The 15,295-nt window shown below is 59.8% G+C and carries 11 protein-coding genes; 3 read left to right on the forward strand and 8 right to left on the reverse strand.

Annotated elements, in window-relative coordinates:
* Positions 1 to 16 precede the first annotated feature (16 nt).
* The 4 genes from METUNV1_RS07625 to METUNV1_RS07640 form a co-directional block, all read right to left on the reverse strand.
* On the reverse strand, positions 17 to 3,757 hold the full coding sequence (locus tag METUNV1_RS07625; protein ID WP_008060486.1) for a DUF6079 family protein: 3,741 nt from the start codon (positions 3,755 to 3,757) through the stop codon (positions 17 to 19).
* 36 nt (positions 3,758 to 3,793) lie between these two features.
* The gene (brxF, locus tag METUNV1_RS07630) at positions 3,794 to 4,249 is read right to left on the reverse strand and encodes a BREX-3 system P-loop-containing protein BrxF (protein ID WP_043359370.1); all 456 of its coding nucleotides are present in this window, start codon (positions 4,247 to 4,249) and stop codon (positions 3,794 to 3,796) included.
* Positions 4,250 to 4,256: 7 nt separating this feature from the next.
* On the reverse strand, positions 4,257 to 6,938 hold the full coding sequence (locus METUNV1_RS07635) for an ATP-binding domain-containing protein (RefSeq protein ID WP_008060488.1): 2,682 nt from the start codon (positions 6,936 to 6,938) through the stop codon (positions 4,257 to 4,259).
* 180 nt (positions 6,939 to 7,118) lie between these two features.
* Positions 7,119 to 8,114, reverse strand: coding sequence for a helix-turn-helix transcriptional regulator (locus tag METUNV1_RS07640; protein ID WP_008060489.1), 996 nt, complete (start codon positions 8,112 to 8,114; stop codon positions 7,119 to 7,121).
* A gap of 241 nt (positions 8,115 to 8,355) precedes the next feature.
* Between METUNV1_RS07640 and METUNV1_RS07645 the strand changes: the two genes are divergently transcribed.
* Genes METUNV1_RS07645 through METUNV1_RS07655 form a run of 3 tightly spaced genes read left to right on the forward strand, consistent with a single transcriptional unit; the run spans position 8,356 to position 9,847 of the window.
* Positions 8,356 to 8,760, forward strand: a complete 405-nt coding sequence (locus tag METUNV1_RS07645; RefSeq protein ID WP_232416233.1) for a hypothetical protein — start codon at positions 8,356 to 8,358, stop codon at positions 8,758 to 8,760.
* Positions 8,761 to 8,762: 2 nt separating this feature from the next.
* Positions 8,763 to 9,230, forward strand: coding sequence for a hypothetical protein (locus METUNV1_RS07650; protein WP_008060491.1), 468 nt, complete (start codon positions 8,763 to 8,765; stop codon positions 9,228 to 9,230).
* Positions 9,227 to 9,847, forward strand: a complete 621-nt coding sequence (locus METUNV1_RS07655; RefSeq protein ID WP_008060493.1) for a hypothetical protein — start codon at positions 9,227 to 9,229, stop codon at positions 9,845 to 9,847. Before METUNV1_RS07650 ends, METUNV1_RS07655 begins: the two co-directional genes overlap by 4 nt.
* An 867-nt stretch (positions 9,848 to 10,714) precedes the next feature.
* On the opposite strand, the gene METUNV1_RS07660 is transcribed toward METUNV1_RS07655, so the two are convergent.
* The 4 genes from METUNV1_RS07660 to METUNV1_RS07675 all read right to left on the reverse strand — a co-directional run bounded on the left by METUNV1_RS07660 (position 10,715) and on the right by METUNV1_RS07675 (position 15,197).
* On the reverse strand, positions 10,715 to 12,670 hold the full coding sequence (locus tag METUNV1_RS07660) for a coiled-coil domain-containing protein (RefSeq protein ID WP_008060494.1): 1,956 nt from the start codon (positions 12,668 to 12,670) through the stop codon (positions 10,715 to 10,717).
* Positions 12,667 to 13,221 (reverse strand): hypothetical protein, encoded by a 555-nt coding sequence (locus tag METUNV1_RS07665; RefSeq protein WP_008060496.1) that lies wholly within the window; start codon positions 13,219 to 13,221, stop codon positions 12,667 to 12,669. The genes METUNV1_RS07660 and METUNV1_RS07665 overlap by 4 nt, the downstream gene beginning before the upstream one ends.
* A gap of 1 nt (position 13,222) precedes the next feature.
* The gene (locus tag METUNV1_RS07670; RefSeq protein WP_008060498.1) at positions 13,223 to 14,509 is read right to left on the reverse strand and encodes a dsDNA nuclease domain-containing protein; all 1,287 of its coding nucleotides are present in this window, start codon (positions 14,507 to 14,509) and stop codon (positions 13,223 to 13,225) included.
* Positions 14,510 to 14,930: 421 nt separating this feature from the next.
* A complete protein-coding gene (locus METUNV1_RS07675; protein WP_008060499.1) occupies positions 14,931 to 15,197 on the reverse strand; it encodes a helix-turn-helix domain-containing protein in 267 nt (88 codons plus the stop codon).
* Between the last annotated feature and the right edge of the window lie 98 nt (positions 15,198 to 15,295).

A 15,295-nucleotide genomic window follows, 5' to 3' on the forward strand; every position in this document is an offset into this window, starting at 1 on the left:
GGGTGATCACGTCGCGTCACTCGATCACGAAGCGCAGCTTGGTGGCGTCCTTGCCCTTGCAGCGCTCGTTCATGAAGGTGTCGAAGCGCTTGCGTAGGTCGTCCGGCGTGGCCGGCGAGCCGCCTTGCAGCAGCGCCTGTTTGATCTCATCGCCCTTGACCGCGATCTTCTCCAGCCCCGACAGCGCCTCTTGTACGGCATTGGCAAACTCGGTCGTCATCGGGTCCGGCAGCTTGCGTGAAGTCAGGAAGGCGTCGATCAGCTTTTTGGACGCCGGCGGCAACAGGCCCAGGCTGTCCTGCGAGAACGGATCTTCCAAGTTCTCCAACAGGGTCTGCTGCCAGTTGGCCAGCAACTCGTCCAGATCGTCATCCAGCTTGTGCAGGCGGTTGGCCGCCGGGATCAACTCCAACTGTTCGGCAGACGGGCGGAACTGGCAGTGCGGGCAGACGGCGGCCATGACCAGGGTCGGCTCATCCAGGGAGGAACAGCTCTTCAATCCGTTGAGCGACTCCTCAAACGCGGTGAGCTGGCTGGTGGGCATCAGCGACACGCCAGCCAACACGCGCAGCGCCAGCAGGCGGTCGTCCTTGCGCAGGGCGTTGCGGGTCTTGTCCTCGGCCACGCCCAGCCGCGCCTTGCTGTGGCTGGCGATGTAGGCGGTGATGTAGTCCTTCTTGAGCTGGTTGAGCGTTTGCCGGTATTCGGCGGCGTGCTCGGCTGTGCGGTCCTGACTCAACTTTTCCTGCAGTGCCTTGCGGGCCGTCTCGGCCTGCTTGACCCACGGGTGCTCGGCGGGCAACACCATCTCGGCCTGCGAGAGGTAGGACGCCGTGCTGCCCAACTCCACCACCAGTTCGAGCAGACGCTCGACGGCGGCCAGGATCTCCAGATTCTTCTTCTGGCCGTCCAGGTCTTCCTGTGTGATGCGCAGATTCTTGAGCTTGCCGACGGTGTTGTAGGGCGCCAGCGACTCGGTGAACTTCTTCAGCGAATCCAGCCGGGCGTGCCAGTCTTTGGCTTCTTCTTCGCGCAGCAGGTTTTGGCCCCAGAAGCCGAGCTTGCCTTGCTGCAGGTCGGAGCCGGCCTTGAGCACACGTGGCACCAGCGCGCTGACTTTCTCCTGCAGCTTGATGACCGGCTCGGTGTCGCCCTGGCTGGCCTTCTGGGCCAGACCGGACGGCAGGTCGAACAACTCGAACAAGGCGCGAAGCACCGCGAGGTTGATCTCCTTGGGCGCCTCAACGTGCTTGAACTGCTTGAGTTCTTCCAGCGAGCGCTCTGCGAGCTGCACCAGCTTGCCGGAGTCGATCTTGTCGCCGGTGATCGACAGCACGATGTCGCCGGAGTAGACGAGACCACCCAGCACGGTGACCAGCAGATCCGGTTCCAGCCGGTATTTGATCGGCGCGAAATACTCGACGTCCGAAGTGCCCGACAGCAGTTCGCTGCGGTTGAGCACCTGGCCGTGGCCCTTGGCCTTGAGCCGGTTCAGCACTTCCTGCGCATAGCGGGAGTTGGCCGGGTCGACGCGGTCGCCATCGAGCAACTCCAGCGCATCGAGTACGGCGAGCGCATCCTTGGTGCGAGTCCCGCCGGCCAGGGCGCGCAGCGCGTTGCCGATCAGTTGCTTGCGGTTGGCCTCCGTGACCAGCACCGAGAAGGTGGGGTATTCCGGCGAGAGATCGACGAAACGCTGGCCCAGCACCAGGCCCGAAATGACGTTCACCACGTCGCGGAAGTTGATGCGTTCGTCCGCACCCAGCCGCGCCCGGTCACGCAGCGACACGCCTTTGGCCCACTCCTGCAGGTTCTTTTTCTTGCCCTGGTAGGTGACTTCGAAGGCGGTCATCTGCTTTTCCTGCAGCCACTTGCTCATGGCGCGCAGGAAGTCCTGTGCCTTGGAGAGGTAGATGGCCTTGGCGCCGCCGCTGGCGGTGGAGGCCAGATCAAGTGCCGCCGCGTAGGACGACAGGTGCCGCTTGAGATCGTCGTCCAGCCCGGTGAGGCGGAAGAAGACCTCGTCCGACAGGTTGTTGTCGGCGAACTTCGGCTTGTCGAAGGGCTGGATGAAGTAGACGTAGAAGTCGCGCTCGGGCTGGGCCGTGGGCCGATCGTTCGGCGCCCCGAAGAACAGGTAGCCCATGCGCTCGACACGACGCTCCTGCCACTCGAGCTGGTACTGCCAGATCTGGAAGCCGGGATAGCGCAAGTCGTCGCTGCACTCCATCAGCGCCTTGACGGCGCTGTAGTAGGCACGGTCCAGCGCGTCGTCGGACAGGGCTTCGGCGCGTTTTTCGATCTGCGCGTCGTAGTCGATGTCCTTCTTGAGGTCGAGGTAGTACTGCTCGGTGTCCGGCGCCTTGGAAATGAACTGGCCGTTGACGGTCTTCAGCACTTCCCGCATCACGGTCTGCACCATCGACAGCAGGTTCTCGGCCGGATCGCCCGGCATGTCCTCCACGCCCGGCTGGAACAGGCACAAGGCGTCGCGCAGCTCGGCAGCCGTGGGGCCAATGGGCACATGGATGTCGCCGCCCGTGGTCAAGCGGTGGACGGCCAGCGCATTAATGACACGCAGAGCCATTGCCTTGTAGGCCGGGCGCGTGAATGCTTGCTGCACGCGGGACTCCAGCACTTCGGACACGCGCATCACTTCTTTGATGTTCGGGTCGGCGCGCAGGACCGAGTTGGCCTTGACGGTGTTCCAGAAGCTCTCGTAGCTGATGAACAGCGGCTTGTCGGCGGGTACTTCCTGGTCGAGGATGGCCAGCATCGCGGCCTCGATGGTCTTGAGTGCGCCGCGCTTCTCGGTGAAGTGGATCTGCTCGAAGGTCTTCAGGTAATCCGGGTGAACCGGGAACAACCGCACGTACTCGTCCATGCGCTCGTTCATAGAGCCGTAGAACTTGGCGAACGGCGTGAGGTATTCGCGGATCTTGTTCTGCTGGTCAGCAGTCTTCTTGAGCAGGCGCGCGGAGACGACGAAGCTGACGTCCTGGCGGTCGATCAGAATCTGGGTGAAGCGCTCGTTGACGCGGCGCATGCTGTCGGCCACATGCTGGAAGCGCACGCTGTCGAAGATGGCTTCCTGTACACCGGCCACGAAGCGGAACTTCAGGTGCTTGGTGACTTCGCCGATCTGCCGCAGGATGGCCAGGTCCTGCACCAGCTCGTGGTCGCGACGGGACTGCAGGTACTCCAGGAACTCGTCGACCACCAGCAGCACGCCCTGGTCCGGGAATTTCTCCGCGAACGCGGCCATCATCTCCTCGAAGGAGTCCTTGTTGTTGAGCTCCTTGTCGGCGGTCGGGAACGTGTAGTCGACGCCGATCTTTTCGAGGCAACGCTCAAGCTGCAGGGTGATGATCTGGCGCAGCGGCATCTGCAGCCCGCCCACCTCGATGCGCAGCACCTTGAAGCGGCCAGCGATCGGGGCAACCGCCTCGGCAACCTTCGGGTGGCGGATCATCGGCGCGTAGGCGGCGTCTTCAGCCACCAACGACAGCACCGACATCAAGTGCGATTTACCGGTGCCGTAGTTGCCGACGATCAGCACGCCCTTGTGATCGACCGAGTCGTCAAAACTGAGCTGGGGAACCATGAGCTTGGAGATCCGCTCGGCCATGTCATCGGAGATGACGTAGGTCGCGACGAGCTTCTTGGCTTCGTCAGGGCGCCCGGCATCGAGCAGCTGAATGACTGACTCGATCTGCTCGAACTGGATCAGATCTCCGTATTTCATGTTCTTGGCCATATGGTTTTCTCTTCCCCCGCAGTTTCAGCAATTCGGTCAAATTTCGAGTACGACCACGCCGTCGCGGCTGTAGTCACGATGTTCTGGATGGCTCATGTCCGCGTACACCAAGCGATCACCGCGCAGCTCGCCAGGCCAGACGGCCACGACGCGCTTGGAATGAGCCAGCCGCCTGACGAGGTCAAGCGGGTTGATCTGCAGGCCCGGCTCGAACAGCAGCTCGATGTTGTCGAGCATCAGCGGGTCTTCAGTTCGTTCCTTGTCCGCGATCTCCCGCAGCAGCTCACCCGCCGAGAAGCTGCGCTTGTTGTTCGGCGTGGCGGCCAAACGGCGCCCCAGCTCCAGGCCGACGTTGAGCGGCTCGATATTGAGCTTGGTGCCGAGCTGGCGGAGCAGTTGCGTTTTGCCACTGCGGCTGGGGCCAACCAGCAGGATCAACTTGCTGTTGAGGTCGCCGATTTCGCCGATGAGTCGTTCAAGTCTTGCCAGCACTTATGCCTCACCAGTTGGCCACGAACATTGAGCGCAGCGATTCGATCTTCTTGGGCATAACACTGTCGCAGGTCCAGCCGAGATAGGTTGCAGCCCGGGTGGTGCCCACGTAGAGATATTTGTCGAAGAGCTCCGGATGAATCGTCGCCAGGCGATCGACTCCAACGAAGAACACCGCTTCGAACTCCAGCCCCTTGATGTGCTGGACGTCGAAAACACGGACATCGTTGTCCTGACCCATGACTTGTCCCTTGGGGCACGCGACAACCTGCGCGTTCTCTGCAGCCAAAGCTTCATTCAACGCGTCAGCAAGCGGCTGCACCTCGGCTCCACTTTCAACAAAAATGGCGATCGAGGGCATTTGCTCGAGAAACAGCTCGATCTCTCGGATCCGTTGAGCTAGCCAATCCACCACTTCATCCTGCTCAGCAGCGTTCTCCAATAAGGTAGGCGGGACGCCTTCGTTGTCGACATGCGCAGGAAGCGTCACGCCGCTATCAGTTCCGCCGGCCGCCACGATGATTGCTCTGGCCAGATCGTTGAGGCGCTTGCTCTGTCGGTAGGAAACCGTGATTTCTTTGACGTCGATTTCCGGGAAGACCCATTTCACATCGTTGATCGAGCGGCTGCCCCAGGTCGTTAGACGCTGATTGAAGTCGCCACACGCAAAAAAGGATCGGATCCTAGGATTGGCAAGCGCTGCCATGCAGGCCAATTGGATAGGCGAAAAGTCCGTGGCCTCATCTACGACGACTTGATTCTTGTGCAAGTCGAGGACGGGCTTCAGCGATGACCAGACCGGGAGGTCGATGTCGCGAACGATATTTGCGCGACTCAACAATTCGTTTGCCCCTCGGAGGATGCCAAGCAGAACGACATCCAGCTCCAGCGGGTAAATGTCGGTCGGGCTGAATCCATCCTTCCGATACCAGCGACCGTCTTCTTGGCGAGTCCGACGATATGCACGATATCGGCGGGGAATAGCGTCCAGGTATCGCTTTACTGGATTGGTGAAGCGACGGGCGCTGGCTTGCACCAGAAGGCTTGCTCCCACGTCAGCTCTGTCTGACTCACCGAGACCGCGATCGCCGAGCCATTCGATGATCTTGCCATTGCGGGTGTTCTTCCCCAACGTACGCTTACGAGCTTGAGTACGTGCCTGGGCACGAACCGCCTGCATGTAGGCCGTCACCGCAGCGGCACGACCAGTCCGAGGAGATGTCGCGTCTTCCTCATCAGCCTCAAGATCATCCGGGTCGTCGGTATCAATATCCGGCGTCTGCTGCAATCCATCGATGAATTTGGCCAGCACATCGATGAACCCATTATCTCGGTTGAGTTGGAGGTTCAACGCGGCATGGATCTTCTTGTCCGTAACCTCCTTGAGGCCTGACACCAGAGATTGAATACCACCGACTTCGCCGACAAGTGCTGAGAACGTTGCCGCCAGACTGTTGCTGTTGGCGCGCTCAAGAATCTCGACCAGCCTCCGACCGACCAATGAAATGTTGGCAGAAGCGTTTTCGCTCAAGCCTACGGCTGCTTGGCGCAGATCATTGATGAACGTGGTTCTTTGCCAGGCATCGAAATCCTCAAACCACTTGATTGGGGTGTCGGATGCCTCAGGAAGTAGCGTCTCGGCCGATTCCTTCAATACGAAGGTGCCACCGCCAGATGCTGTGCGCAGAACGCCGAAGGTGCTGCGACCCAGTTCGCGACGGTAGTCGGTCCATGTGCGGATTCGCATGTCGGGTGCCGGAACGCCCTCACGGGCAAAGGCTTCCTTGAGGTACTGCTTGAGCAGTTCCGTTGGCGTGAACATCACCCAGCTGTTCGCGTGCGACACACCTGTTGCGCTTGCAATCATTTCAACCGTTCGGAGTTCTCCTTCCTCGAGGTAAGCGCTGTCAAGCTTTTGGCCGAGGCGGCGAATCAATGTAGTTGTCTTGCCCGTCCCGGGCGGGCCAAGAATCAGCAACCGCTGGTCAAGCGGCAAACGGAAAATTTCATCCTGGTATTGGTCGAGAATCGGTTGGTCTCGGAGCCCCATCTTTGTGATGATGCTGCGGCGCACACCCTCAACGATGTTGGCAGTTTCGCTCTCCTCTGCAAGGAGCTGTGCCAGTCGATCTTCGGAAGTTTGCTCGCTGTTATCGGCGTACAGAACCGAGCGAAGCGACTCCACAGTGAAGAGCCCAAGTTCATCTGCTTCTATAACCGTGTCGCGGGAGTCCCAGCCGTCAGCAAGTCGAGACGGCTGCAGTTGAGCACGCTCGACGACTTCAACAACATCACCGTTCGGCAGGGCAAACTCTGACCCGACAGGCAGCGAAGCCAAGCGGCCAACAGGGGCGCGATAACTGGCAAGATTGGGCACGCTGGTGATCGGCGTCGTGCGGCAAATGTAATAGACCCGTTGCTGCCCGTCTTCATCAACCACAGCAATACGCGCGATCGCCGGTTCTTGAGTGAGGATCTGGTAGCTCTCCAGATTCTCCCGGTTTATCTGCCCAAGCCGTTGAACTGCCGCTCCACTCGTAAGCGTATTGACAGACGCGAGCGCATCAATGCCAAGTGCGGGCGCACTGCGCAGCGCATTTCGTGCGGCGGCTGACACTTTGTCGAACTGGTCCAGCGCGTCTCGAGCGACTTGCTCAATGTGTTGCTTTGATTGTGGCAGCGGCTCCATTTCTTCTCCTTTTTGGCCTTGCAGTCCTAGCTTCAGGCAAGTTGGTTCAGTGCCTAATAGCCGGTCGCCAAGATGCCCGCTGACTCCGAGTATTAGGGCGGTTTCTTCTTGAAGTAGGATTGGCTCTTTAGCACATCAGCGTGCGACCAAACCGCGCACTCAACCTAACTGCCAACGGGCTCACGGCTTGAGCTTCGCGGACTCATAGTTGGATAAAGAGACTGAGAGCTTCATCAGAACGCACCGCCTCAGTGAATCGGGCGCAACTACTACGCAGTCGTCCCCGAACTTCAACACATCCATCAACAGCTCCCGATCATCGGTGTAGGGCACCTTCAGCTCATACCCGCCATCCTCCAGCACCCTCCCCACCTGATCCGGATGCCATTTTTCCGCCGCCACCCACCTCGCCCGCTCGGGCGTGAAGTGCAGCGTGGCCCAGGTGACGTTGTCGCCTGAAAAGATGCCGTAGCCGGAACCGAGCACCTGGTCGAGCCGCTTTTCGGAAACCTCCTTGGCCTTCTTCTCCAGGATGTCGGCCGCGCGGATGGCGTCGAGCGAGAAGGCGCGCAGGTCTTCGCGCAGGTGGCACCAAGCGTCGAGGTACCAGTTGTCGCGGTAGTAGATGAGCCGCTGCGGCGAGATCTCGCGCGCGGTCTCCTGATCGGTGCCGCGGGCGTGGTAGCGGATGAGCATGCGCTTGCGGCGCAGCAGGGCCGAGCCGACCGCCTGGAAGTGACTGAGGTGGAAGCGGCGCGCACCGACTGTTTCGATGTGGATGCGCTTCTTCACCTCTTCCGCCGGGTTGTCGGCGCTGCCGAGCAGGCCGGACAGGCGGGCGAGCAGCGGCTGGATGTGCGGGCCGAGCAGGCCGCCGGTGTCGAGGTTGGCGAGCAGGTGCTGCATGGTGAGCAGCGCGTGGATCTCTTCCGCCGAGAACCACAGCCCGGGCAGTTCGTACTGCGGACCGATGCGCTGACCTTCCTTCTCGAAGCGGTAGCCGCCGAGGTCGCGATCGAACACGATGGGCGCGTGCAGCCTGTCCTTCATGTAGGCGAGGTCGCGCTTCAGCGTCGCCCACGACACGCCGAGCTTGTCCTGCAACTCGGCGCGCGGTACGGCCTTGCGGCCGGCGAGCAGCTGGTCGATGCGGTAGATGCGCTCCATGGCGCTCATGCCGTGTCTCCGTGTTCCTGGCGGGCTGATGCCCGTTCGCGTGAGCTCAGTTGGTGAGCCTTGTTGATCCGATGATGCCTCACGCGCACCGGGAAATTTCGTGCGCAACCGATCACTCAGCCTTTCGGATGATGCGTACATGAGACAGCCTTCACTTACTGCCCGGGTGCGCTATTCGCCCCGCCCCTTCACCGACTACTGCCCGAACCCCGGGCCACAGACCTCAGTGCTCTGGCATGCCGTGACCGGCGACCACGCGGACGAAGACCTTCAGGCCGCGCGCTGGAATCTGATCTGGCTGTGTTCGTCCGAGCTCGATCAGGCGCTGGCCCTGCCGCGCAAGGCTGGGCCGCACTGGAAGGCGGCGGTTGCAAATGTGCACCTTTCGGTGCTGGCGCCTATCTGGCCGGAACTGCGCCACGCAGTGCTTTGTCAGCCCGCAGTGTTCCGCGCCTGGCTCCTGCGTGAGCGCGAACGGGCGCACCTGTTTCTCATCAACATCGACCCGGTGATCGAGGTGATCAACCGGCGTCTGGAGGATGCCATCCAGCGCCTGGGCGGCGCGGCGTCAACGCGCATCCCGCCGACCCGGGTGCGCGGCAACGTGACCTTCGTCGATTTCCGCGCCGCGCGCCAGGGGAGCTGAACATGACCGCCCAGATACCGGAAACCCTGCTGCTCGACAGGCGCCCGCGCTCAATGTGCTCCGAGCCGCTGAATGACTACTTCGCGCTGTCCGGCTTGCGCAGCGGCTTCGAGATCAGCTGCACCGCGCTGTGGCGCGGCTATGTCGGACATCGGGAGATCACGCACGACCGGCTCTACCTGCTGCGCATCGACGCCTGCTACCCCGACGGGCGCGAAGCGAAGCTCACCGACTTCTTCCCCGAACATCCCGATCGGGTGTTCGCGCACTGGTACAGCGGCACGCTGCGCATACCCGAGGGCCGGCGCCTGCACTATGTGCATGGCGGCTATGTCAGCACCTTCGAACGCGACCGCCTGATACGGGTCGAGCGCGGTACGGTGGTCGGCATCGAAATGCGCACGAATGGTGTCGCCCAACATGCCAAGATCGATCCGGCCAACGGCACCGACCCGGAGCGCCCGGAATGAGCCCGCACACGCTGCTCACGTTGTATCTCGCCGCCAGCGTACTGACGCTGATGATGGCGCTGGTACAGCAGGCGATCTCGGCCTTCCAAAACCGTAAGGGCCGGGCGCTGCTCGATCTGAGGCCGGCGCCAGATACCACTCAAGGACGATGGATCAAGCGCACGATGATCGCCCCGCTGGCGGCGCTTGCTGTCGTCGCGCTCTGGCCGGTCGGCCTGTGGCTGCTGATCGTCCGGTTGTACCGGCTCTGTCGCCAGACAGTGCCGGGCCCCGAGGATGACGCGGGGCACGCCGATATCGAGGAGCCCTTCGACACCGCACTCAGCGACTTCAGGCCTCGCAGCGACCATCTGGTCGAACGCCTGACCCGGGCCGCGATCGAGCAGCGCGAAACGGTCACCGACCCGCTGAACGCCGCCCCGCCCCTGCCCTTCGGACACCTGAATCGCCGTTGGCAGGCGTTTGCGGATCAGCTCGATCCGGGCGACGAGCTGTGGAGCTTCGAGTCACCGCACGTCACTGCATTCGGCACGCTTGAGGTCAGATGCGGCTATGCGCGGATGCGTCGTGGGCAGGTGCTGGACGGAATGACCGCAGAGCGGACGCGGGAAGCGTGAAGCCGCTGGAGAAAGCGTCGCGTCGCGTCGAGGTGAGAGGCAGAGGGTTATGGCGGAAGCTGTGAGATTCGAACTCTTATCTAAACCCAAAACTAGAAACCCCGACGTTTGTGTATGTAAATCAATGGGTTTCTAGTTGCACATCGTGCAGCCAATGGCGGAAGGTCAGGGATTCGAACCCTGGAGTGCCTTACGACACTGCCGGTTTTCCTTACCTGCTATAGCTTTCGCTACCAGACGAAGTCTGTTTGGGGTCTGGACTTTGCCTTCACCGTGGCAAACTGCCTTAGGTGGGAGCCGTCAAGTCTCTACACGTTCCTAGCAAACTAGGCTTCGCTCGGCGTTACCTCGATTTTCATCAGGGGCTTCTCCGACTTTGACTCCTTACATCTGCAACGTTTCCGAAGCAGCGCTCGAGTTAACAAGACCGGTGCATTCAACCGCTCTGCCAACCTTCCGTGAGGCGCATTATAGCTGACTTCGAGGTCATCAAGGGAGGCAGCTGCCAGCCCTTTACTTGTCATCCGTTTAGAAATAGGCACATACGAATCTCGTATTGCAGATTCCGGTGGCGCAGCCTTGGTCGCGCTGGGGCTGACGGCGACGAGTGGCTCTGCTAGTTCGCGGCAATCGCCCATGAGGCGCCGGTTGAAATTGCTGCAGTTACACGCGACCGATGCGTCATCGCCATCAAGCCGGAGAATGTTTAGCGTTGTCTCACACCGCAGAGACGCTCACGCCAGTAACTTCAAGACATTCTCGATAACCGGCTGCAACCATACTTCGAACATCGATTGGCGGCTTGAGGAAGCTGACCTGGGGCGGATTGGCTTCAGTTCCCCGTCCGAGACTTCAGCAAAGCCTCTGTTACGAGAAATCCCCCACAAGATAGGGAATGAGCGGTGGATTATCGGGGTCACCGTTGACCAGGTGTCGGCTGCTAATAGACAGGTCAATATCGCTGGGCACGGCGCTGAACTCGTTATCGATGATGATGAATTGAGTCTCTCTCAACTCCCCTGCAGCAAGCTCGTAAATTAATCTAAAAAACGCTGCGATGACCTCAGGATTTTCCACCGAGCTGACGTTCTTAGTCGGCGTGTCAATGATTAGCACAGGCGGCAGTCTGGAGTCTCCAGTTCGTGCGCAAACCCTATGCAAGGCCAACGCGTAGCAGGTCTTAAATAGTGCCTTCATGCCTCCGCTGCCGGCATTGTCGAAGGAGAGCACCACAAGGGCTTCATTAACGCCCAGAGGAATGCGGGGATAAAAGGTCGCCGGGTCTATCTCTACGCGATAGTCAGGTTTGACATCAGGGAACTTAGCCCGCACTAAGCAGTTGAGGAAGAGTTCCCCCAGCAGTTCGACGTTCTTTCGGTCGTTGAATGCTGATTTCTTCGCACTTTCGAGCTTGGCGCGCAGGTCCGCTTCGTCAAGCTTCAAGGCCTCCGCGTGCGCCTGTTGCTCTTGAAGTACGTCTGGAAGCTTCCGGTATCGCAGCATCGCATCGAGTCGCTGCTCTAGCGTGGCGACGGTGCGTTCGTGCTGCAATGCCTGAGAAAGAAATGCCGAGTCATACTCTTTTAGCCTGAGGTCGAGCGAATAGTCAGTTGCGCTCCGCTCGCTAGCTATTTCAGCAGCGCGAAGCAGAACTGAGCGCTTTTGCGCACGCAGGCGCAGCAACGTATCCTTGAGCTCTGCCTGTCGAGCGGCCAGGTCCTCGTTGACCACCGTCTCGTCGAGCGCCCCGTCTGCATTGGTAATGTGCTCCGGCTGGCCGCAGACGGCACACAGCCCAGTCTCGCGTTTCGGGAGCGTTTGCGTGCATCGAGGGCATGACGAAAAGTCTACGCCGCCCAGAACCATCCGCGCAGAAGCCGTTCGCTGAAAGCGAACCGAAAGCATCTGCAACTCGTTGAGGTGACGCTCGAGCTCCCCGATGCGGAAGTCGATGTCAGCAGAGGCTTGTTCAAGCGCAATCTGTTCTTGTGCAAGACGTCGTGCGCGGTCGCGCAATTCCTCGGCAGCGTGCGGTGTTGGTGAACGCTGTTGCCTCGCCGCCTGAGCGGCAGTGCGCGCATGTTCGATTTCCGCCTTGGTCGACTCAATCTTCACATCGTAGGCATTGATGTCGTCTAGGCCCGCCTCTTCCAGGGCCTTAGAAAGCGCTTGGGCGCCCGATAACAGCCCAAGACGCTGCTCGCGCAACTCTTGCAGGCGGGATTCAAGTTCGGCAACCTGTTCGGTACGATAGCCAAGTACATACCGCAGAGCATCTACGCTCTTTGCCCGAATAGCATAATTATCGGAATCCAACCTGAAGAAGACATTATCCATGCCGTCTTGGTCGAGGTAGCAAAAGCGGAACAGGTCCCGAAAACTCAGCCGCTCAAGGCGCTCGTCTGGAGTCCCCTTGCGCCGACGGACGTAGGGAGGCTCCTCTTCGGCGAGGTAGAAGAGCAAGTCCGAGAGGACCGCAACGCCGGAGTCAGGCAGAACTTCGTTGGTCCCCTTCTTTGCCGGAACGAGTACCTGAAGGGTCTCCTCGTCCTCTTTCCAGGCGGCCATGACCTGACTGGCGTCCCGGTCACGATGCAAAGTGGTGGGGACGTCGTTGACAGTCAACTCCAATGCTGCGGAGACCATCTCCGCCTGCAAGGCAGGTGTCCACGAGTAGCTTCCACCGAGGCAAAAGTCGATGAGCCGCCCGATGCTGGATTTGCCAGACCCGATGGGGCCAAAAAAGTAGACGACCCGGGGCAGGTCGATTCGCTCAATCGATTTATGAAGCGCCAGATGGAGCTTGCTAAATGCAAGTCTCATATGGAGATTTCCTCCCCCCATTTCATGTTAGTCAGTTCGGGGAACGTGGCGTAAACAAAATCCTTCAGGGCAGTCCCGCTGCGATTGCCAAAGGTCTTTGCCACGAGCCTTGCGCGAGTGGCAAGGTCCTCCAGTGGTTCCTGGTCCGCCAGTGCATTTGCCATGGCTTGCCCCTCCGGCGTAGGCCAGAGCTGAACCGTCTTGCCCTTGACGTCCACTGCGACAAGCCCTCGGGCTGCCATCAGCGATACCCAGCGACGGTATCTGTGGTCCCAGGGGCCGTATCGGAACCGAACCATCTTGCTCTCGATGGTCGTTCGCTCAAACTCAGCTATCTTTGCTTTGCCCGCATCCTTCCCGGCAGAAGTCAACGCACGCTCAAGACAGTTGGGATAGCGAAGAAGAAAGTCCAGCTTTGCCAACTTTGTTAGCCCTTCGATGGGCCGACTCTTGTCGCCCGCGTGCGCGGCCATCAGGAGTAGAAGCCGTGCTATATGCAAGTTATCGTCTCGCTCGGTTGCAGCGAGAGCGCGGGCAAGTTCGAGTGCCATCTCAGGTATCTTTGTCTAGGGGGGCTCCCCATGCGAACTTACATTCGCCTGAGAGCATTCCGGCTATGCCCATAAGGGTGTCTTTCGGCTCACGAAACACGCGCTCTGGCTCATCCCTCGCAAGGTTGTCCATCCGCTGCAGGATTTGTTTGTAAATCGCGAGGCCACGAGTCTTCTCGTCAGGGTGGTCAAAGGCCATCGCCTCGGCATCCTTACATTCGACCAACACGGTACTGACAAGCTGGTTCGCGATGGCGTCGAAGTTATCTGCCTCGAGGTAGGCCCTTTCCATCAAACGCTGGTCTGCCGCGTCCATGCGCATGCGCAGCGGCTCGAACTGACTGCCAAGATAGGCATTGCGCATTTTTCGGTAGAGTACGTTTGTGCGACCTGGGGAGGCCTGGAAATCAATGCCCGCTCCGCTGCCTACATACCGGAAGGTTGGCTGCCGAGCCCGAGTTATCAACTCGGCCGCCGACTCCGGGGTTAGGCATTTACCCCGAATCGCAGCATCCGGCCTGCCATTTGTGGCGAGATATGCAACAGCGCCATCTATTCCGTCGACTCGCAGTCGGCAAGAAGCTTGAATAAGTCCAATCAACTCGTCCCGCAGGCGGCAGCAGGAGGGAGTCGTCAAGCTGGCGCAACCAGGCAGTTTTGCAACAACAGCGGCAGCCATCGTGTCGTCGTACCCCCTAAGGCTTGGCCCGAGCGCAAATCTAAGTTTGCGCAAGACTCGAAAGAGCACGTCCGCATCTCCGCCCGTCTTGGCGCCAAGCTCGGTAAAGGCTGTTTTGTAAGGCCCCGCTAAGTCGGTGTGGGTCAAGACACGAGAACAACACTGAATAAGGCGGTCAGGGCTTGCTGCGAGGGAGGCTTCTTTGTTAACCGTTGCAGACGGCACATAAGTCGGTGCGTTCGAAATGAACTCGTAGCTGTCGATGATTTCGCCATGGATTTTCTCTAAAGCGCAAAACCTCGAAACAGAGTCGACCAGTGCTTCATCACCCCAGCGCCATTTCGCGTTTTCACGGCCGTCTGTCTTGACCTGGACTGCGACGTAGCGGTCGGTCGGCAACTCCAGGAGGTAGTCGTCGTGATGCTCACACCACAAAGCACGAATTAGACGTTTGCCGGTGAGGCTTTGTGAGAGTAACCACACTCCGATGGCCCATTGATAGCGAAAGCGCTCTTGTGTTTCGTCGCCCCGGTCTGAAGGCGTCGTCGCGAGGCCGTCAACTTGCTCCGGCAGGCCGAGCGGCACGGGTTCTTCCTTCTTCTGCCCCATCTCCCTTACCCCTGAATGGCGTCAGCGTATCTCGCAAGCATCCGATAAAGGCTTCCATCTAGGCAATCAGGTTCGCTCAAGCGCGGGCCGCAGCCTTTCGCCTATCCCAGGTGAAGACCTCCGCAGTGGCGTCGGCGGTCACCGATTCTATCGGTCAAGCGTACTGGAGTCCGCATCTTCTCATTCGTATTGCATCAATACTTCCTCTCTCGGGCGATTCGACGCGTCAGAGTGCAACCTTAGTGAAAATCCCAATTTGTCCCCTGGAGAGCGCCGAGTTCAGCGAACACATCCACGAGGCTGGGCAACCAGGTGCACAACGTTTCCTTTTCGCTGCACCTGGCCATAGACCCCTAGCAGTTGAGCGCCTAGGCCCGCTGAGCGGAACCGCGCAGGTATGAACTGCAGCTTCGAGAGTCGGTCAGGAGGTTGGCGCGCCGCTAGCAGCATCACAACCCGCGTTAAACCGGTCGGCAAACTCAATGAACGGCATACCAAGTGCGATACACCATGCCCGCGCCTCGATGATGTCGAGCCGCCTCTCTCCTCGCTCGCACTTGCTAACGAAGCTCTGGGTGACACCTAATTTCGATGCCACATCTTCCTGCGTTAAGCCTCCGCTTTCTCTGGCCTCCCGGAGCAAGTCCAGAAACAGCTTGTACTGCATGGAATAGATGGACTTCTCCATTGACGTCTCACATCAGAAGGAACGTCAGGGAGCTTGAAGTCTATTTTCGAATAGTCCAAAATCGACTATTTGCCAATTTTGTTGGAACGGTTGTCTTC

This window comes from Methyloversatilis universalis FAM5 (assembly GCF_000214035.2).
Lineage (GTDB): Bacteria > Pseudomonadota > Gammaproteobacteria > Burkholderiales > Rhodocyclaceae > Methyloversatilis > Methyloversatilis universalis.